Source organism: Arthrobacter sp. Z4-13, assembly GCF_054792705.1.
In genome coordinates this window covers 1,791,014-1,808,798 of record NZ_CP096459.1, presented here as the reverse complement: position 1 = coordinate 1,808,798, position 17,785 = coordinate 1,791,014, and the positions used below count along the sequence as shown (strand labels likewise).

The following is a 17,785-nucleotide window of genomic DNA, read 5'->3' as shown; positions in this document are numbered from 1 at the left end:
TAGTGTGACCTCGAAGGAGGGGGCAGAATGTGTTCTCTGCGTCATGAATCGGATCATCAGCTTGCCGAGTCACTAGCAACGTCCCTCGACCGCGACGGCCAACAAGTAACAGCGTTCGTACCGCCTGGCTATGAGCGGTACATTCGCATTCTCAATCCGATCGAGACTGCACCCGGCTTGGTGGTCATGTGGTCGGACGTCGTAAAACGCGGTGGCCTGGAGACGAGTCCATGGATGCAATGGGATGAGGTGATGGTCAGCCCCGAAGGCATGCCGGCCAACAATTCCCAACCCGACATGGGCAACCCACACCCGAGCCTCGCCAAAGCTCTGATACGCGTTCTCGACCTCGACTCTTCCAGTCGCTACAACTTCGCAACATGGGAAGGTTATGCCGAGGAGGACGGCAAATCGGTGATCGAGTTCTCCCCAGCCCACCGGGGCATGGTCCTGTACTCGGGCAAGCTGGTCGATGAAAACGGAACTGCTATCGTTCCGATCACCGATAGCGGACGCGTTCCCATGTACTGGTGGCCGGATGATCTGCACTGGTGTATCGGCCAAGATATATACGCTCGAAGCCTCATCATCGGGTGTGATGGCACCAAAGCCGGGAAAATCCTCGGCGATCCAGAACTGGACGCATACCTCATCCGAGAAACGGATACCGTGCTGCCTGAAGACTTTTGAGGGACGCCTCCCTCATGCACGCTGACGGATCCCCTTGCGGGCTCTACTACGCGCCAAATAGCGCTGCGAACCACCGACCCCTCGAAGCCTGATTTCCTCCCACAACAACACCTCAAATGAAGCAGGTGTTGCAACGACCCCTTGAGGCCAACCATGAGTTGCGGGACAGGGTGCTACTCGATCAGGGCATGGAGACCGCCAGCTAGGCTCAGCCCCATGAACAAAATCATCGCCAGGTTCTTGAAGTAGTTGGTGGGCGGATAATTCCGGTCGCCCGATCGCGCGCACTGGTCCGGGCGCCTGATCGCTCGCACACTGGGACGACTCCGTGAGGACCGCTTTTGCCATCGAACGAAAGGCCGCCTTGATCACTCCGACCAACCCTGCCTCGGCGACATCGCCGACGAACCAGCCGGGTGTCGTGCGCGGCCGCGCCTGGGTCCCGTTCCTGATCGGGTTCGGTTTGCTGTGGGGCACGCTCGCCCTGCTCGGCGAATGGGATGCCACCGGACGGTGGGGCATCTTGATCCTGACAGTCGTCGTCCTCGTTGCTGTAGTGGTGGATCGGGCGACCCCGGGGACACCGTGGCGCGCGACGATCCGGCACCTCGGTCTGGGACTGCCCGCCTGGCGCGCCGTTGCACTCGCCTTGGTGGTGTCCATACTGGTGTTGCTCGTCTTTCCGATCACCGAAATCGTCACGGGGGCCGACCTCGAGCTCGTGATCGACTGGCCCTGGATTTTGATCGGACTTTTCGCCTTTCACGGCCTCGCGGAAGAACTCGTCTGGCGTGGTTATGCTTTCCGCCGGCTGCGGCTGGGACGCTCCTTCTCGCGCACCGTTCTCTGGACGATGCCCTTAGTAGCCGCGGCCCACATACCGATCGTCCTCCGAAATGGATCCACTGTGGGTATGGGTGCACTGCTCGTCGCCGCAAGCACCTCGGTCCCGTTGGCGTATCTCTATGAGACGGGACGCGGCACGATTTGGGCGCCCGCGCTTGTCCATACCGCCATCGACAGTTTCAAGCTGTTCCTTTTGCCGGCATCGGCGGTTTTGACGTTCTCGTTGCTTCTCGTCATGGTGAGCCTGGCCATACCCCTTCTCGCCCTGGTGGTCCCGCGTAGAGTCCTCTCATGTCCTTTAGCGCCACCTTCGCTGACTAATGTTGGACATCTGCGCCTTCCACGAACCGGCCGCAGAGCCGGGAAAAGAGCGTTTCGCCATGACGGGTGAGCAATGGGCGCTCTCAGCGACCGTCTTCTTGTCCGGGCTCGCGTGCGGCCTCCTGGGGATGCTGTGCACGATCATGCGGCCGAAGCTCGCCGAGATGGACGGCCGCGAGTTCCGCAACTTCATGGAAGCGTTCCTCCGATTCGCGGACCACTCTTGGGGAAAGCTGTACAACCTCGGCTGGTCCCTTGGGATGTTCCTCCTGCCGATAGTGGCACTCGTGCTTCTCTGGGAGGACCGCGGTTCCGCGCCGTTCGTACTCACCGCGATCGGCCTGAGCGTCGTGTTCGTCGGCGTCATCATCGTCTCGAACGCCGTGAAAACGCCGCACTACAAAGTGATTCTGGCCTGGGACCCCGAGGCGCTGCCGCCAGGTTGGGAGGCCGGACGGCAGAAGTACTTTACGATCAACTGGATCCAGATGGTCACAACCTGGTCCGCGTCCGCCCTCTACCTTGCGGCGCTGATCGCCCTCTAGATGTACTGAGTCAGGACGTTGGTTACATCGTGAATAGGTGAAGACCTCTTAGGTTGGTGGTTACCACACACAGCCAACGACTAAGAGGTCTTCATGTTCCACCGTAATGCCCGCCTGACCCCGACCGGTAGACGAATCCTCGTCGAACGCGTCCTGAGCGGCCGTCCGATTGCCCATGTTGCCAAGGAAATGGGCGTCTCGCGGACCTGCGCCCACCGCTGGCTCAGCCGGTACCGGGCCCAGGGCTGGGGTGGCCTTCAGGACCGCAGCTCCAGACCAAAGTCTTGCCCGCATGCCACCCCAGCGGATGTCGTTGCCGATGTCCTGGCCCAGCGCGTGGAGCACCGCGAGGGGCCGACGGATCTGGCCTTGCGCTGTGGCACCAGCGCCCGGACGATCTCCAGGATTCTGGCCCGCGCCGGCATGCCGCGCCTGTGGGACCTGGACCCCGTGACCGGGGCACGGATCCGGGCTTCCAGAGCCACTGACCGCCGCTACGAACGCGACGCCCCTGGGGACATGATCCACATCGACGTCAAGAAACTCGGGAGGATCCCCGAGGGAGGCGGCTGGCGGGCTGACCCTTCCCAGAGCCCGGCAAACCACCGCAAATCGCATCAGAGGATGGGCTTTGACTACGTCCACGTCGCCGTCGATGACTACACCCGCTTCGCCTACGCCGAGGTCCTGCCCGACGAGAAAGGCCCGACCTGCGCCGGGTTCCTTATCCGGGCGGCCGCAGCAATGGCAGCCAACGGTGCACCGGTCAAACGCGTCATGACTGACAACGCCTTCGCCTACCGGCTCTCCCGCGATTTCCAGGACGCACTCGCTGCGTTGGGCGCCAAACACATTCTGATCAAACCCCGCCATCCCTGGCAGAACGGTAAAGCAGAACGCTTCAACCGCACCCTCCAAGAAGGCTGGGCCTACCGCCAACCCTTCACGTCCAACCAGGAGCGCACCGACGCTCTGCAGCCATGGCTAAACTTCTACAACAACCACCGGCCACACGGCAGCCTCGGAGGGAAACCACCCATCAGCAGGTGCAACCAACCTGTTGGCTGAGTACATCTAGAGAGTGCTTCCGAAGCGATCCGTTGGCGTCGCGGGTAGGTCACCTCCCGAGAGCGCAAGCATAACGACTAACCCGGCTGTGACTGCTGCTGCCAGTCCTCCAAAAGCAAAAGCACGTCGGCGGCGGGCAGCAGTCTTGGATCTGGCCGGCTCGTTACCCATCCTCAGCCAGTTTCGCGGATATCTACTTCAACGATCTTTCTAATGCCTGATCCCCGGACCGCCTCGCCTCGTCCCGGCGGCACCGAATGTGAACGGGGCTTTCTTCTAAGGCACGGACTTCCCCAAGCCACTGGTGGTTTCGTGCCTCCTCGAGCCGTTCTTCCGCGTTGGCGGCCATATCCTCGATTCGGCCTGACTGCGTCAGATCCACCTGGAGGAACCGGCACTTGATACAGGCGTGCTCATGCACGCAGGGGGTCGCGTAAGGACGATGACAGGTACCCAGAGCTACCCGTCGCAAGAGAAATTGCTGTTCGAACTCTCCCCCATTCGGCCTCGGTTGTTGACCGGAGTTCGTGATCGGGCCGGGTTCGTCGACGCCGTTCGATGAAAGCGTGGTGAGCTTGGATGACCTGTTCGGGGAACACTGCGGTATACCCGCCCGTGGTTTCAAGGTTTAGGTGACCAAGCAGGGTCGAGACGATATGCAGCGGCAGCCCTGAACCGACAAGTTCGGTGGCGAACAGCCTGCGGAAATCATGGGGTGTGAACGTCACAGGTAACCCGCCATCGCTGAGACGCGCGTTGCCTGCGATGTTGATCAGCATTTTGCGGACGTAGTGGTACGACAACACATTCTGTGTGGGTCCTACGAGCCTGGCGAACAGGCGCGGCAAGGCATCGCTGAAGGTCTTGTCGCTCACGTCGTATCTCATGGACAGCGGCACGGGATTGCTGGTGCCGCGGGTACGGCGTTGGACCTCGAGCAGGACTTTAGCCAACCCAGGGGGCATTGGTGCCCATGCCCGGACGCGGGCATTGATTTTGGACCCTACCGCGGGTCGTGACGACGGTAAGTGACACCCTGAACTGATAAACCTCACCGTGGCCGGCCGCGAGAGTTTGCTCAAGGAGGGCGGTTCCATGAATACGCAGTTCTGCAACACCGGGGGCAAGGTGCAGGTTCTGCTGGTCTGGGTTGATGTCGAGAATCTCGGCCCAAAACAACCGGATGAGCCGATAGGCGAGGCTTTCAAGGGAACCGTAGTCCATGTTCGGCTTGAGCTCCTCAAGATAGTCGATCAACATATCCCTCACCCCTGATTGTGGAATCCCATATCGCCTGACCAGTGTTTCCACGGTGTGCCGGCGGTTGACGACATTGGCGTGCCAAGCCGCGCGCAGGGTCGGCGGTTCGGCGGCCAGAACGCCGTCGACGACAGCGGGACACTCGTCGGGGAGGGCGACATTGCCGTGCAATCTGCCCCCGCCCTTGAGAACGCGAAGACCGCCCTCGCCGCCGCTGGCGCCACGGTCGGCGACGTCGTGCAGTGGACGGTGCTCTTCGTTGAGGGCGTCGACCTCGCCGCGGCCTACGGAGCGGTTGCCCCCGAGCTCGCGTCGGACGAACCGGCTTTGGTGACCGAAGCGCGGGTGGCAGCCGTGGCCGTTCCCGGCGCTCTGGTCGAGATCAGCGGTGTTGCCGCCCTTCTCCAATAGGCAAGGAGGCGGGGTCCGCGTAGTCGAAGCGAACGACGTCCCACTCCAGGATTCGTGGAACAGCGAGCCCTTCGACCACGAATGGATCATCGGCGATGAACCGTCCGGCATGCTCGCGCGAGGTGAAAAGCCCCATGGACGAGCCTGCCGGGTCCGATGTTAGGAAAAAACCCCAATGCGAGCAGCCCGCCGTCGTCAGCGTGGAACGCTTCGAAATAGGCCTGATGGCGGGGAGGTCAATGACTACCTTTCGGCCGCCGTCGAACGCCAATAGCATGGCCTGTAATTGATAAACGCTCTAAAGACTCTGCAACCGCTGAAGGAAGTCATGAACAGCGTCACCTGCGATCTCACCGTCTCCCTCGACGGATTCCTTGCCGGCCCGAATCAGAGCCACTCCGAGCCCTTGGGTGAGGGCGGAGAGGACCTGCACCGGTGGCAGTTCGAGGAACCCGAGGACAATGCTGCAGCACTTGAGGGGATCCTTGCCGCGGGCGCGTACATTATGGGCCGCAACATGTTCGCTGGCCCAGGGGCCGGGCCGTGGGATGAGGACTGGCGGGGCTGGTGGGGCGAAGAACCGCCGTATCACGCCCCCGTCTTTGTTCTCACGCATCATCCGCGCCCTCCGATGGAAATGCTTGGCGGCACAACGTTTCACTTCGTGAACGACGGAATTGAGTCAGCACTTGCCCAGGCGCGGGAGGCGGCGGCTGGGCAGGACGTCGCCGTAGCCGGAGGGGCCGCGACTGCCTGTCAATTCCTTTCGGCCGGATTGATCGACGAGCTGCGGCTCCACATTGCACCGGTCATCCTCGGCGGGGGCGAGCGACTCCTGGACGGCGTCGGTAATCTCAAGCTGGAACCTGCGGAGGTCAGCGGCACCCGCCTGGTGACCCATGTGCGCTATAGGGTGATCCGGTAGGCAAACGTGGTCTGCTAAGCAGGGCCTGAAAGTCCAGATTCAAGGAACGACGGCGGTGAATCGCCGTCGTTCCTTGTGTCTGCTAGCCTCCTGCCGGACTTTAAGGCCGGGCAGCTGCTTGGGCTGTGTGCCGGGACTACTTCGCGTAGGTGGCGAAGTTCTGGGTGGCCACCAGCTGCGCCCCGTACGGCGAGCCGGCCGAAAGGCGGGCCGAGCCGAACCCGAAATCTGTCAGGTTGGCGTTGAGCATGTTGGCGTTATGTCCCGGGGAAGCCTTCCACGCGGCGAAAAGCGCGTCGGCGTCTGCGTTCACTGCGATATTTTCCGCGGTACGGGTCCAGCCGGACGGGATCTGGGCGGATGCGTCCGGGTTGTGCCGGAAGCCTGAGCTGCCCTGGGCGTCGATGTCAGCTTTCATGGTGTTCGACCAGTTCTGCGCCACGGTTTCGAGTCCGCTGTTGTAACGCAGAGCGGCGAGGCCGTTGGCCATGCGGTACTCATTGATGAGCACGAAGGAACGCTGGGCCACGGCGTTGGATGCGGTGCCGGTGGCAGCAGGCGCCGCCGGGGCGGGCGCGGGGGCGGGAACCGGCGCGGGAGGAGCCGGGGCGGCGGCTGGGGCAGGGGCCTGAGCGGCAACTGCCGCTGCCGGAGCCGCAGCGGCAGCCGGTGCTGAAACCACAGGCACCACAGCGGGCTCCGGGGCCGGGGCCGGAGCGGACGTTGCCGCGGCGGGAGACGCCTTTGCGCGCGCCGGTGCGGGAGACGCCGTCGCAGGAGCGCTGGCAGTGGAGTTAGCCGAGGCCGATGGAGTCGCGGACGCCGAAGCGGTGCCCAAGGATGCCGGGGACTGCATGCTCGCGGCGGTCCAGGCCGGCCAGTCGAAAGGCCAGAAAAACGTGCCCGCGGAAGCGGAACCCGCCGTCACCAGTCCGCCGGCCACAACGAGGATGGTCAGGGAGGCAGCGAGATGTTTCTTGTTTTTTCGCATCAGAAGACCGTATCCGCTGCTCCTTTCCCCCCGCACATCGCGTGACGCCACTCACAACGGACACGCTGGGCCGGGGCGGGGCCTTATCTCAAGCGGAATCGCGTCCGCGCTCCTTGGCGCAGGCATGCTATCGGCACTCCTGGTTCCGCTGCTCGCGCTGCGTCAACTCCAACCCAGACCCTCGCCGGCGCCCAGGCGGGACCGGGACGTCGAGGAGGGGCACAGCCCACGGGAGACCAGACGCGTCACGTCCTAACGAAGCATTGTCCTCGTCAGGCAATCACACTGATTGTGAGTTCGATGGCGCTGACCAAGAGTGCCAGGACCGACGTGCCAAGCCCGGCCACCAGAAGCAGGCCGGGGTGGGCGAGACCTATCACGACGCGTCTAAGTTGAGGCGAATGCCGCAGGAACTTCTTGGGCAGCCGCACATTTTGCGGCGTCTGGCGCCACCCGCGGAGCCGCCGCAGGAACCATGCGCAACGCACAATTAGCGCCAGCCACAACACCGAGACAACCAGGGGGACGGCGGCCAGAAGCAGGTTGAATCCCAACGACGTCACGGCACGCTCCGAATTACCGGCCAGTGCCTGCACGGTTGTGGAAATCGAGGCACTGGCCACCACAGAGAGGCCCCACACCAAAAACGCAGCCGTTAGCGCGAGGAACCGGACAAAGAAGTGCGCGAGCACCGATTCCCGCTGCGACTTAAGGTACCGGCGCGGAGTCGCATACAGCACGGCCACAGTACAGGCCAGTGTGGGCAGGGCAGCCGCCCCCACGAACACATACCAGGCCCAGCCGGCCAGGTCCACGAACTCGTCAGCGATGATCAGCAACGCCCAAAAACCCGTCCACGCCCAGCCGGCATACAGGGGATTACGAACCAGCCAGGCAGGCAGTCGCTTAGGCGGTGCACCAGCCAGCGGGAGCCGCGGGGAAGCAGGATTCCGGCCCTTCCCATGTACTGCGGGTCCAACAGCAGCCGGACCAACCCCGACCGGGCGGTCCGGGATGGCTCCTGCCGGGGCGTCGGGCGGGGTTTGTTCCCCTCCAGCCATGCTCATGGGCTCACTGTAGCAACGCCGGCGGCAGCCCGCCGTCGTCCGCCAAACCCAGTAATGGTTGTGACAAGGCGCGAGGTTTTCAGGAACAGATAGCCCTCAGTAGTCGCTGTATCACTGCCGTCAACAGCATTGCAGCCCTGACCGACCTGGACCTGGAACAGCTACTGGCCTCGCCCGGATGCCCATCGCCTCGGCCCTTCCCGCAGCACGGGCAGGCTCCACCCGGTGCAAATGGCACTCCCGGAGGACCTTGAACTGGACTTCGACCTCGACGCGGAGGAGGGTCCAGCCGGGGCAACCGTTAATCCGCCGCGTGTCCCGCTGGGGCAAGACTGCCCAGCCCGCTTAAGGTCAAGTGATGGATAGGGATAAGTCCGGAGAGCTGGAAGGGCAGACGTCGGTTAACGAGTTGCTCGACGAGCCCGTCGGCGCCGCCCCCATCCAGTTGGCGCTGCCAATCCTGGTACAAATCCGGCCGGGCCATTTCAGACGCCTATCCTGATCCCCGAGCACGGTCCATGACGCAGCGGGATTTTTCGTATCCCGGCCTTGAGAAGGACCGGCGGCAGGGATCCTCTGCTACTGCCCAGCATGCCGGAGAAACCCCTGTGCGCCTACGTGCAAGTGGCCAGGATGCCCGCAATCGCGTCGTGCTCGGCTTGGGTGAGCCAGAGCTTGTACTTGGCTTTAACGCCCACTTGTCTTGAGACGTATTCGCAGCGGAACGTCTTGTTCGGGGGGAGCCATGTGGCGGCGTCCTTATCCCCCTTGGCGCTGTTGGTTGCACCGTCGGCGGCCATGAGGTTCAGGGGGTCGTTGGCGAGTTCTTTGCGCTGGCCGGCGCTGATTTGCTGGGCGCCTTTTTGCCAGGCGTCGGACAGCGGAACGATGTGGTCGATCTGCACCGCGGAGCTGGTGTCCTGGCCGCGGACGAAGTCGATGGTCGTACCGGTGTACTTGTCAGCCAGCGTGCCGTTGGCGACCACGCAGTTTTTGGTGCCGGGCTTGAAGGTCTCGTTGGTAAGGTCCCGGGCGAGGATGTCGTTGCGGGTGTCACAGCCGTTGTGGTCCGTGTCGGACCAGGCGGGTCCGAACTCGTCGCGGCTGTAGCCGGTCTTTGGGGCCCGGCCCTTGACCGGGATGCTGTCCAGCAGAACGATGGCGTCTGCGGCGTCACCGGCAGGAAGCTGGTCGGCCGGGCTCGCAGGTCCCGACTCAATGCCGGGCGCAGAGTCCAGGGCCTCAAGAGCCTTGGCGCCGGCCTGGGCTGCGGCGTCGCAGCCACTCAGGAATCCTGCCAGCAGCAGGGCGGAAACGGCGGTGAGCGTCTTGGTGATTGTGTCAGTGATCTTCATGGTCCTTACGTCTACGTCCGAAAGATTCACGCTACCTGCGTCTAGCGGTCGTCCCAGGAAGCCACCCTGATGGTGCCTGTCACACAACTGCTGCCCGCGCAGGTTCTGAACCCCCTTGCGTCATACGCGGTCGGGACTGCCCGGCTTTTGTTGACTCGGCGTCTTAAGCCGCGGTGAGCGCGGTCAGGTTGATTGCTTCCTATTCGATCGGCGTGAGTTTTTTCAGCTGTCTTTGCCGTCGCCGGCGGTGCTGGGTCATCGGGCGAGCCCGTGGTGCCGGAGGATTCAACGAAGCGGCGGGACCGGAACTGGGGTCCGCGATCTGAATGCACCACGATCCCTCGCCGGACGGCGAGCCCGAACTGGATTTTCCAGCGCGGCTAATGCCGGCCTTCGAACCCCTGGGCCTGGGCCGCCGTAACAACGAACGCCAGCGGCTACTTCGATGCGGGGTGCAATCCCTGCGGAACGCCACCACAGCAAGCCGATGGTGAGATCACGCTGCGGCGCTGCCCCAGCTCGCCAGCAGGGATGGATTGACGATCATGCTGCCAACGTGGGCGTGCCTGAGCGTATCCAACATGACTCCCAGGGCACCGTCCTTGGGAAGGAATCCGCAAATACCCATGCGGGCGGCCTCACGCAGCGCTTCCTGCGAAGGGTTGCCCGTCAGCATAACGATCCTGGACTCCGGCGCTTCCGAGAGGATGCGCTCGGCAGCCTTGAGCCCGGAGCCGTCTTGAAGGTGCAGATCCATGAGGATCACATCGGGCCTTAGGTCCTGAAACATCATCACTGCGGATGCGACTGACTTCGCCACTCCTACACTTTGCAGGTCCGGCTCCCGATCCAGCGCTCGGGTCAACAACTCGGAAAACGTGGTGTGGTCATCAACGATCAGGATCCGCAGGCATTCTGCTGGCTTCTTGGACACTGCGGGGGCGATGGAACGGCCTCCCGCGACGACGGAAAGGGTGACACGGATGTCCGCTGGCCCAGAAGTTGCCGCGGTGCTCCTCAGGAGCCGGCTTTGTGCCTCCCTTAGAGCTGGTCCAGGAGCGCAACCCAATTCCTGGTCAATGATTCTGCGGCAGCGGTCATAAGCCCGCAGGGCTTCGGTGTTCTCGCCGTTGCGCTCCAACCCCAGAATCAACGCCGTCCATGCCCGTTCATTGAGGGGATCTTCCTTCACCGCCGCACCGCCCCAGGCAACAGCCTTGCCTGCTTCCCCCACGGCGAGCGCAGTCTCTGCAGCCAAAACGCGGGCAAAACCCACTCGCGCTGCATGTGCTGCCCGCTCCTCCTCCGCCCAGGCCGGTAGCAGCTCGTCCCCGAGCAGCGGAGCGGAGGCCAGGTCAAGTGCCTCCGTCAGCAGTGCCAGCGCCATACGCGGCTCCGCCTGGCCGGCCATTTTGGTCAAGGTCTCGAACCGGTCCAGATCCAGTTCCACCAGCGACCGGTCTATGGCATAGCCACCATTAACCGTCCGCAGGGGACCAGACCGCCCCGTACCTGGCTGCAGGCGGCGCCGGAGGACGCTGACATAACTTTCAAGGGTAGGCAGTGCAACGGCCGGATGGTTGCCGGCCCACAGCAAATCAATAAGCCGTGTCTTCGACACCGCCGAACCAAAATTCATCAAAAGAATTTCCAGCACCTGACGTGGCTTCGGTCCGCCCAGGTCTTTGGCGCTCAGCTCCATGTCGCCGCGTCGAATCGTCAATGGGCCGAAAACCGAAATCTGAAGCACCGGTGCCTGCGGCGCCGCTCCCGGAACGAAACCTGCATCCGCTGTCTCGTTCACCACGTCAAAAGTAATCACGAAAGGAATCCCCCAAGTAGTCCAGTACTGCTTGGTTCCCATTCAAGGGGTGGAATAAAACGCCAACAACAGTGGTCAGTACTCGCTTTTCCAGGGCCAGGCTCTGTCGGGTACTTGATTCAGCAGCCGTTTACCCGGTTTCCTATTGGGGCCAGACCCGGCAGCAAAGTGGGAAAGAAACCTCCCCGGAAGTGTTTCCGCTGGTGAAACCGCCGCAGGTTCAGGATAGGTTTCAGACGTTGTGAAAACCTAGGTGGTACCGGTGTTCAGGCGTTTCGCCATGGCAACGGAGTTCTCAGAAGCGGGCGAATGGGGAAGAAGCACCGCAGCGTTACAGTAAATGTCGCTTCTTATGTCTCCTTCGCACGTTCACTGGACTAGTTCGCCTAGGTGTTGCCCGCCCGTGTGGGCGGTTGGGATGCGTGGCTGTACCACTCTCCGGGGGCCGCGCCGGAACGGAGAACGTCGTTGAGCCGGTAGGTCTCGTCTAGGTTCCAACCTGCCAGGACTGTTCCGGAATGTCCGACGCGGAGGAATCCCCCGGCGGTCGTGAGATAGCCGGGGGACGGTGAGGTGAACGCCGTCGTAGTCGACGGCGCCGGCTGACCAGCCAGGCATGAGCCAGGGCCCGTCCGCCCTTGTTGTTCGCCACCAGTCGTGTCGCTTGGCTAGGCTGACGTCCAGGGGTAGCGGGCCACAAGGCCCGTCCGCGCCGTCGGCTCCGATATTTCGTCAATACGCGCCCCGGCGGCCGGTTCGAGCGGCCTCGCCGTGCTGGTGCCGGCCGGACATGACGCCAACCCTGTACTCGGCCCATCTGCTCTTCCTGGCCTTCGGAGTCCCGGAGGAGTGGCCTTTCGCCGTGATGTCACAAGAGCAACAAAATTTGTCCCCCTTGCATAATGCAGTGTCCGGGATCTTGAATCTCGCTCTTGCCAGTCGATACCCCTAGGGGGTATATTGAGGGTGTTGTCAGTGAAGTGGTATGTCCCGGCAGGTGCCCCGCACCGCCTCCACAGCCGTTCAACCCCAGCGCCCATCGAACCTTCGTCAAGGAATGGAAACTGACATGTGTGCATCTGAAAACCGGATTGAACTGCCCCTCGTTTCAGCCGCTACGGGTTGCGGCTGCTGCTCAACCGGAGCCTCCTCCGACCCTTCCACGGCAGGCAGCGCGGGTGCCGTTGAGTTCGCTGTTGAAGGCTTGACCTGCGGACATTGCGTGCAGAGCGTCGAGAAGGCCGTGTCCGCCCTTGAGGGTGTGGAGTCGGCCTCTGTTGACCTCGTCCCGGGCGGCCGTTCCCGTCTGGTTGTCGGCGGCAAAGCCGATAGTTCCGCTGTGCGTGAGGCTGTTACCTCCGCCGGCTACACACTCATCAGTAACTGACCTCTTCAGCCTCCCCTCGCATGGAGGACGCGGAGTTTCCTCTCGAAGGAGGAATCATGGAAGACCACACCCAGCATCACGGTGGCCGTGCCGGCCACAACCGCCTACATACGCCCGCCACCGAATCCCCCAGCCCTTCCCCTGTGTCCGCCAACACCGTCACGATTATCGAGCACAGCCACAGCCAGGGCCACGGCGGGCAGGATGACCACGCCGTGCACAGCCACGGCCAACATGCCGGGCATAGCACCGCCATGTTCAAGAACAGGTTCTGGCTGATTCTTGCCCTGTCCGTCCCGGTCGTCTACTTCAGCCCGATGGTCGGGCACATCCTGGGTTACATGGCGCCGATGTTCCCCGGTTCTACCTGGATACCGCCCGTCCTGGGCACGGTGGTCTTCCTCTACGGCGGACAACCGTTCCTCAAAGGCGGATGGCAGGAACTGAAGGACCGGCGGCCCGGGATGATGCTGCTGATCGCGATGGCCATCAGCGTTGCGTTCGCCGCGTCCTGGGTCACCAGCCTTGGCATCGGCGGGTTCGATCTGGACTTCTGGTGGGAGCTGGCGCTGCTGGTAGCGATCATGCTGCTGGGCCACTGGATTGAGATGCGGGCCCTTGGCTCGGCGCAGGGGGCACTGGATGCCCTCGCCGCGCTCCTTCCCGATGAGGCAGAACGCATCACCGATGCCGGCACCGAAACTGTTTCGGTTGTTGAGCTCCGCGAGGGCGACACTGTCCTGGTCCGCTCCGGGGCACGGATGCCCGCTGACGGAACGGTAGTGGACGGTCAGGCCGAGTTCGACGAGTCAATGATCACCGGCGAATCCAAAACCGTTCCCCGGGGCCCCGGGGACACTGTCGTGGCCGGAACCGTCGCGACGGATAACAGCGTCCGGGTGCGCGTCACTGCCATTGGTGATGATACGGCGCTGGCTGGCATCCAGCGGCTGGTGGCCGAAGCGCAGGCGTCCTCTTCCAAGGCCCAGGCTCTGGCTGACCGGGCGGCGGCGTTCCTGTTCTACTTCGCCGCCGGCGCGGGCGTCATCACCTTCATCGCCTGGACGCTGCTTGGCAGTGTCCCGGAGGCTGTCACCCGGACCGTCACCGTTCTGGTGATCGCCTGCCCGCACGCCCTGGGCCTGGCCATTCCGCTGGTCATCGCCATCTCCACCGAGCAGGCAGCCCGCGCCGGGGTGCTGATCAAGAACCGGATGGCTCTGGAGCGCATGCGCACCATCGACGTCGTCCTGTTCGATAAGACCGGCACCCTCACCACGGGCGAGCCGGACCTGAAGGACATCACGACGGCGCCCGGTGAGGACGCGGATGCGCTGCTGGCACTTGCTGCCGCGGCGGAGTCCGACAGTGAGCACCCCGTGGCCCGGGCCATCGTCCGGGCGGCCCGGGAGCGGAACCTGAGGATCCTGCACGCAACTGATTTCAGTTCCTTGACCGGACGGGGTGTCCGCGCCACCGTTGATGGCCGCACCGTCCATGTTGGCGGGCCTGCTCTGCTGCGTGAACTCGGCATCTCCGAGCCCGACGCGCTGGCGCAATCCACCCGTACCTGGATGAGCCGCGGTGCGGCCGTGCTGCACGTCATCGATGGGGATCAGGTGCTGGGGGCGGTCAGCCTGGAGGACAGGATCCGTCCCGAATCCCGCCGGGCTGTCGCGGCGTTGCAGAAGCGCGGCGTCAAGGTGGCCATGATCACCGGGGACGCCCGCCAGGTCGCCCAAGCAGTGGCCGAGGACCTTCGCATCGATGAGGTGTTCGCCGAAGTCCTCCCGGCGGACAAGGACAAAAAGGTCGCCGAGCTGCAAATCAGGGGGTTGAAGGTCGCGATGGTCGGTGACGGGGTGAACGACTCCCCGGCCCTGGCCCGGGCTGAGGTCGGCATCGCCATCGGCGCTGGCACAGATGTGGCGATGGAATCAGCCGGGGTTGTCCTGGCCGGCAATGATCCCCGTGCGGTGTTGTCCATGGTGGACCTGTCCCGGGCCAGCTACGCGAAAATGTGGCAAAACCTCATCTGGGCCACCGGCTACAACATCCTCGCCGTTCCCTTGGCGGCCGGTGTCCTGGCCTTCGCCGGGGTCGCTCTGTCCCCGGCAGCCGCTGCCGTGCTGATGTCCGTATCCACGATTGTGGTGGCACTGAACGCCCAACTGCTGCGGAGGGTGAAACTCAATCCCTCCCAGGTACGTTGAACAAGAAGCTTTGACCGGCAGGAAAAACCCCTGCCAGTAGGCTTAAGACTCTGAACAACCTGCACGAAGGGAGGAAAACGTTATGACCGCAGCATCCCGCCGCCATCTCACCGATTCCCTCCTCCGCGCAGGCTTCCTGCTGGCAGCGCTGGCCATCATCGCCGGCATCCTCGGCATGCACATCATGACCGGCGCGCACCACATGACCGGTGCCCACAACATGCCTACGGCACCTGCGGACACCGTCATCACACAGGTGCTCAGCACCCCGGGCGGCCAGACCGGCCACGAGGCGGTCCCGTCCCCGCACCCGGTAATAGTCGCAGAAACGGCATCGGGACCCTCCTCCTGCTCGGCCGCGGGAACCTGCCACGAGATGTCTGCCATGGACGCCGCCTGCGTGCTCTCTCCAGGAAACACCTCCTTCTCAGCACCCCCGCCGGGAACAGCGCCGTACGCGTTGCCGGACTTCGGTGTCGCGGCCGCAGCGGGCACCAAATATTCCTACGCACCGGGCAGCCCCTCCCCCGGTGACCTCTGCATCAGCCGGACGTAAACCAGCACTCCTGCGCCATGTCCTGCCCGGCGCAATCCGCCTGCCAGCACGCATCGAACGGCCCCGCCCCGCGGGGCGGGGCCGTCACTGCACGGAACACCACAAGGCGCCACGCGCCGCTGATACTTTAGAGGACCCTGATTTTCATGAAGAAGACCCTGTCCATTTCCGCTGCCGCCGTCGCCGCCGCCATCGCCCTCGCCGGGTGTTCCCCCAGCGGGCCGGGCGCCGCCGGGAGCCCGGAGACGAGCGCAACGTCCGGTGCCCACCACGGCAGCTCCGGCACGGCATCAAGCTCGGCCCCGGCAGCTTCGGCTGAGTTCAATGACGCGGACACCATGTTCGCGCAGATGATGATCCCGCACCACGCCCAGGCCGTGTCCATGAGCGACATCATGCTCAAGAAGGAAGGCATTCCAGCCTCGGTGACCGACCTCGCCACCAAGATCAAAGCGGCCCAGGGACCCGAGATCGAGAAAATGACCGGCTGGCTTCAAAGCTGGGGCCAGCCCACCGAAATGCCCACTAGCATGCCCTCGGGCCACAGCATGTCCGGGATGATGGGCGAGGACGACATGGCCAAACTCGAGGCCGCACAAGGCACCGAGGGCGCCAAACTGTTCCTCACCCAGATGATTGCCCACCATGAAGGCGCCGTCGAGATGGCCAAGACCGAAACCACCGATGGAAAAAACGCTGACGCGATCCAGCTCAGCAAGGACATCGTCAGCTCCCAGGAAGCAGAAATCGAGGAAATGAAAGACCTGCTGGCCACCCTGTAGCCAGCACATCATCGGCGCCGGCCCCGTCCCCTGGGGCCGGCGCCTCCTCCTAAACCCATTTCCCGGACCACCGTGGAGTTCCCCGTGCCCCTGCATCTCATCACCCCAGGCCGTCCCGCCGCTGGACTCACGGCGGCTGCCGGTCTTTTTAGCTCCCATGTCCACGGCCTGAGCGTGAACCGCGAAAGCTGGCCACCCGTGGAGGCCTGTCCGACGTCACCAAATCCCCCGCCACCCGGATCGGTGGCTCCAACGACCTGATGGGCTTCACCGCTACAGTCAAATCCGGAATCGTCGCCTACGACGGAACACTTCAAACCAGCTCCGACGGGAAAACCTGGACCGCTGCCAGCGCCGCGTTCGTACCAGCCGTTCTGGCCGGCAGCCCCGAAACTGACACTGTTCTTGCCACCACCCGCGAAGGGCTTCAACGATCCACCGATGGCGGGAAAACCTGGCAACTGAACACGACCGCCCCCATTATCCAATTCGTCGCGTTCGCCAGCGGCACCGAGGTCTTCGGCGTCGAACCCGACGATTCAGTCCACAGAAGGCAAACCATTGATCTGGGACCCCACCACCGAAGGGCTCGTCGTATCCACTGATGGCGGCTTTTTGTTCCGGGCCCCTAACCCCAATGAACACCACAAGGGTTTGCGGCCTCCAAAGCCGGTCCCTTGGATAGAAAGGGGGTTCCCTTCCGGCAAAGACTAGCCATACTGGGGTGCATAGCAGCGCAACGACGAGTGAAAAGGAGGCCTAGAAAAACAGAGGGCCGGGCACCACAAACAAAACTTCATGCGGTCCGGAACATCATTCTCCAACTAGTCAACCCTTGGAAGAGAGAGCGCAAAATGTCCCACGAGACCACTCACACAATGCTCGACGCCTACCCAAAGGACCTCGGCGGCATCGACCGGCACAAACTGACGGAATGCATCTCAGCCTGTTTTGACTGTTCGCAAGCATGTACTGCCTGCGCTGATGCATGTCTAAGCGAGGACATGGTGGCCGAGCTGACCAAGTGCATCCGCACCGATCTGGACTGCGCGGACATTTGCGCCACGACGGGCAACATCCTTTCCCGCCACACCGGTTACGATGCCAACGTCACCCGCGCCGTGCTCCAGGCCTGCGCCACCGTATGTAAGGCCTGCGGCGATGAATGCGAACAGCACGCAGGCATGCACGAGCATTGCAGGATCTGCGCCGAGGCGTGCCGGCGCTGCGAGACAGCCTGTAATGAACTCCTCACTTCCCTCGGCTGACTAGAGCCTGACCATTCCGCGGAACCATTATGTGAAGGCCCGCCACAGCGCGGGCCTTCACACTAGGCGCCCGACAGTTGAGGCGGCTGCATTGCGTCCACGGTGACTTTGACCAGCCTGAGCACAGCTTCATGTGAAGTCATTACAGTTGCAGCCCCAAGGGCATGGAGACAGAAAGCTGCAAGCTCATCCGGGGCAACGTCCGCGCGGAACACTGTCGCCTCCGCGCCCTCTCGAATGAGCTCTGCGAGGAAATCCTTCAGGTGTTTCTGAGCCCG

Annotated in this window: 19 protein-coding genes and 1 pseudogene; 12 read left to right on the top strand and 8 right to left on the bottom strand. The window is 63.3% G+C overall.

Annotation, left to right across the window (positions count from 1 at the left end; genetic code table 11):
- The first annotated feature begins 27 nt into the window (after positions 1-27).
- From M1E07_RS10020 to M1E07_RS10005, 4 genes are all read left to right on the top strand, one after another.
- Positions 28-690, top strand: a complete 663-nt coding sequence (locus M1E07_RS10020; protein WP_461190060.1) for a hypothetical protein — start codon at positions 28-30, stop codon at positions 688-690.
- A 328-nt stretch (positions 691-1,018) separates the two neighbouring features.
- On the top strand, positions 1,019-1,927 hold the full coding sequence (locus M1E07_RS10015) for a lysostaphin resistance A-like protein (protein ID WP_461190059.1): 909 nt from the start codon (positions 1,019-1,021) through the stop codon (positions 1,925-1,927).
- On the top strand, positions 1,917-2,402 hold the full coding sequence (locus tag M1E07_RS10010; RefSeq protein ID WP_461190058.1) for a hypothetical protein: 486 nt from the start codon (positions 1,917-1,919) through the stop codon (positions 2,400-2,402). Before M1E07_RS10015 ends, M1E07_RS10010 begins: the two co-directional genes overlap by 11 nt.
- Before the next feature lie 93 nt (positions 2,403-2,495).
- Complete coding sequence (locus M1E07_RS10005) at positions 2,496-3,470, top strand: IS481 family transposase (RefSeq protein ID WP_461189410.1); 975 nt, start codon at positions 2,496-2,498, stop codon at positions 3,468-3,470.
- A 413-nt stretch (positions 3,471-3,883) separates the two neighbouring features.
- Here the strand turns inward: M1E07_RS10005 and M1E07_RS10000 are convergent, their stop codons facing one another.
- Together M1E07_RS10000 and M1E07_RS09995 are read right to left on the bottom strand one after the other, a co-directional pair.
- Positions 3,884-4,345 carry a tyrosine-type recombinase/integrase gene (locus tag M1E07_RS10000; RefSeq protein WP_461190057.1) on the bottom strand — a complete coding sequence of 154 codons (462 nt, stop codon included), beginning with the start codon at positions 4,343-4,345 and terminating at the stop codon, positions 3,884-3,886.
- 70 nt (positions 4,346-4,415) lie between these two features.
- Positions 4,416-4,901 carry a hypothetical protein gene (locus M1E07_RS09995; protein ID WP_461190056.1) on the bottom strand — a complete coding sequence of 162 codons (486 nt, stop codon included), beginning with the start codon at positions 4,899-4,901 and terminating at the stop codon, positions 4,416-4,418.
- Here M1E07_RS09995 and M1E07_RS09990 point away from each other — a divergent pair.
- Positions 4,896-5,141, top strand: a complete 246-nt coding sequence (locus tag M1E07_RS09990) for a Rid family hydrolase (protein WP_461190055.1) — start codon at positions 4,896-4,898, stop codon at positions 5,139-5,141. The genes M1E07_RS09995 and M1E07_RS09990 overlap by 6 nt on opposite strands.
- On the opposite strand, the gene M1E07_RS09985 is transcribed toward M1E07_RS09990, so the two are convergent.
- Positions 5,113-5,277 carry a YciI family protein gene (locus M1E07_RS09985; protein WP_461190054.1) on the bottom strand — a complete coding sequence of 55 codons (165 nt, stop codon included), beginning with the start codon at positions 5,275-5,277 and terminating at the stop codon, positions 5,113-5,115. The two genes, M1E07_RS09990 and M1E07_RS09985, sit on opposite strands and share 29 nt — an antisense overlap.
- Before the next feature lie 192 nt (positions 5,278-5,469).
- On the opposite strand from M1E07_RS09985, the gene M1E07_RS09980 reads away from it, so the two are divergent.
- Entirely contained in the window at positions 5,470-6,066 is a 597-nt protein-coding gene (locus M1E07_RS09980) for a dihydrofolate reductase family protein (protein WP_461190053.1), read from the top strand.
- A gap of 136 nt (positions 6,067-6,202) precedes the next feature.
- Here M1E07_RS09980 and M1E07_RS09975 read toward each other — a convergent pair whose 3' ends face one another.
- The 5 genes and pseudogenes from M1E07_RS09975 to M1E07_RS09955 form a co-directional block, all read right to left on the bottom strand.
- The gene (locus M1E07_RS09975; RefSeq protein WP_461190052.1) at positions 6,203-7,057 is read right to left on the bottom strand and encodes a CAP domain-containing protein; all 855 of its coding nucleotides are present in this window, start codon (positions 7,055-7,057) and stop codon (positions 6,203-6,205) included.
- A 272-nt stretch (positions 7,058-7,329) separates the two neighbouring features.
- Positions 7,330-8,124, bottom strand: a complete 795-nt coding sequence (locus tag M1E07_RS09970) for a hypothetical protein (protein WP_461190051.1) — start codon at positions 8,122-8,124, stop codon at positions 7,330-7,332.
- Between the two features lie 614 nt (positions 8,125-8,738).
- Positions 8,739-9,479 (bottom strand): HNH endonuclease family protein, encoded by a 741-nt coding sequence (locus M1E07_RS09965; protein WP_461190050.1) that lies wholly within the window; start codon positions 9,477-9,479, stop codon positions 8,739-8,741.
- Positions 9,480-9,678: 199 nt separating this feature from the next.
- Positions 9,679-9,866: pseudogene (locus M1E07_RS09960) on the bottom strand (IS3 family transposase); the annotation flags it as partial.
- Positions 9,867-9,975: 109 nt separating this feature from the next.
- Positions 9,976-11,301, bottom strand: a complete 1,326-nt coding sequence (locus tag M1E07_RS09955; RefSeq protein WP_461190049.1) for a BTAD domain-containing putative transcriptional regulator — start codon at positions 11,299-11,301, stop codon at positions 9,976-9,978.
- 1,069 nt (positions 11,302-12,370) lie between these two features.
- Here M1E07_RS09955 and M1E07_RS09950 point away from each other — a divergent pair.
- From M1E07_RS09950 to M1E07_RS09925, 6 genes are all read left to right on the top strand, one after another.
- Positions 12,371-12,688 carry a heavy-metal-associated domain-containing protein gene (locus tag M1E07_RS09950; protein WP_461190048.1) on the top strand — a complete coding sequence of 106 codons (318 nt, stop codon included), beginning with the start codon at positions 12,371-12,373 and terminating at the stop codon, positions 12,686-12,688.
- Between the two features lie 56 nt (positions 12,689-12,744).
- The gene (locus tag M1E07_RS09945; RefSeq protein WP_461190047.1) at positions 12,745-14,901 is read left to right on the top strand and encodes a copper-translocating P-type ATPase; all 2,157 of its coding nucleotides are present in this window, start codon (positions 12,745-12,747) and stop codon (positions 14,899-14,901) included.
- 82 nt (positions 14,902-14,983) lie between these two features.
- Entirely contained in the window at positions 14,984-15,457 is a 474-nt protein-coding gene (locus tag M1E07_RS09940) for a hypothetical protein (protein ID WP_461190046.1), read from the top strand.
- Positions 15,458-15,603: 146 nt separating this feature from the next.
- Positions 15,604-16,239, top strand: coding sequence for a DUF305 domain-containing protein (locus tag M1E07_RS09935; protein WP_461190045.1), 636 nt, complete (start codon positions 15,604-15,606; stop codon positions 16,237-16,239).
- A gap of 260 nt (positions 16,240-16,499) precedes the next feature.
- Positions 16,500-16,844, top strand: a complete 345-nt coding sequence (locus M1E07_RS09930; protein ID WP_461190044.1) for a beta propeller repeat protein — start codon at positions 16,500-16,502, stop codon at positions 16,842-16,844.
- Positions 16,845-17,117: 273 nt separating this feature from the next.
- Positions 17,118-17,507, top strand: coding sequence for a four-helix bundle copper-binding protein (locus M1E07_RS09925; RefSeq protein WP_461190043.1), 390 nt, complete (start codon positions 17,118-17,120; stop codon positions 17,505-17,507).
- Positions 17,508-17,785: the final 278 nt, after the last annotated feature.

What these genes read in the sequence shown, in the direction of transcription:
- M1E07_RS10020 (WP_461190060.1), top strand. Translation starts at nt 28, where the DNA reads ATGTGTTCTCTGCGTCATGAATCGGATCATCAGCTTGCCGAGTCACTA.
- M1E07_RS10010 (WP_461190058.1), top strand. Translation starts at nt 1,917, where the DNA reads ATGACGGGTGAGCAATGGGCGCTCTCAGCGACCGTCTTCTTGTCCGGG.
- M1E07_RS10005 (WP_461189410.1), top strand. Translation starts at nt 2,496, where the DNA reads ATGTTCCACCGTAATGCCCGCCTGACCCCGACCGGTAGACGAATCCTC.
- M1E07_RS09985 (WP_461190054.1), bottom strand. Translation starts at nt 5,277, where the DNA reads ATGGGGCTTTTCACCTCGCGCGAGCATGCCGGACGGTTCATCGCCGAT.
- M1E07_RS09980 (WP_461190053.1), top strand. Translation starts at nt 5,470, where the DNA reads ATGAACAGCGTCACCTGCGATCTCACCGTCTCCCTCGACGGATTCCTT.
- M1E07_RS09975 (WP_461190052.1), bottom strand. Translation starts at nt 7,057, where the DNA reads ATGCGAAAAAACAAGAAACATCTCGCTGCCTCCCTGACCATCCTCGTT.
- M1E07_RS09970 (WP_461190051.1), bottom strand. Translation starts at nt 8,124, where the DNA reads ATGAGCATGGCTGGAGGGGAACAAACCCCGCCCGACGCCCCGGCAGGA.
- M1E07_RS09965 (WP_461190050.1), bottom strand. Translation starts at nt 9,479, where the DNA reads ATGAAGATCACTGACACAATCACCAAGACGCTCACCGCCGTTTCCGCC.
- M1E07_RS09950 (WP_461190048.1), top strand. Translation starts at nt 12,371, where the DNA reads ATGTGTGCATCTGAAAACCGGATTGAACTGCCCCTCGTTTCAGCCGCT.
- M1E07_RS09945 (WP_461190047.1), top strand. Translation starts at nt 12,745, where the DNA reads ATGGAAGACCACACCCAGCATCACGGTGGCCGTGCCGGCCACAACCGC.
- M1E07_RS09940 (WP_461190046.1), top strand. Translation starts at nt 14,984, where the DNA reads ATGACCGCAGCATCCCGCCGCCATCTCACCGATTCCCTCCTCCGCGCA.
- M1E07_RS09935 (WP_461190045.1), top strand. Translation starts at nt 15,604, where the DNA reads ATGAAGAAGACCCTGTCCATTTCCGCTGCCGCCGTCGCCGCCGCCATC.
- M1E07_RS09930 (WP_461190044.1), top strand. Translation starts at nt 16,500, where the DNA reads ATGGGCTTCACCGCTACAGTCAAATCCGGAATCGTCGCCTACGACGGA.
- M1E07_RS09925 (WP_461190043.1), top strand. Translation starts at nt 17,118, where the DNA reads ATGCTCGACGCCTACCCAAAGGACCTCGGCGGCATCGACCGGCACAAA.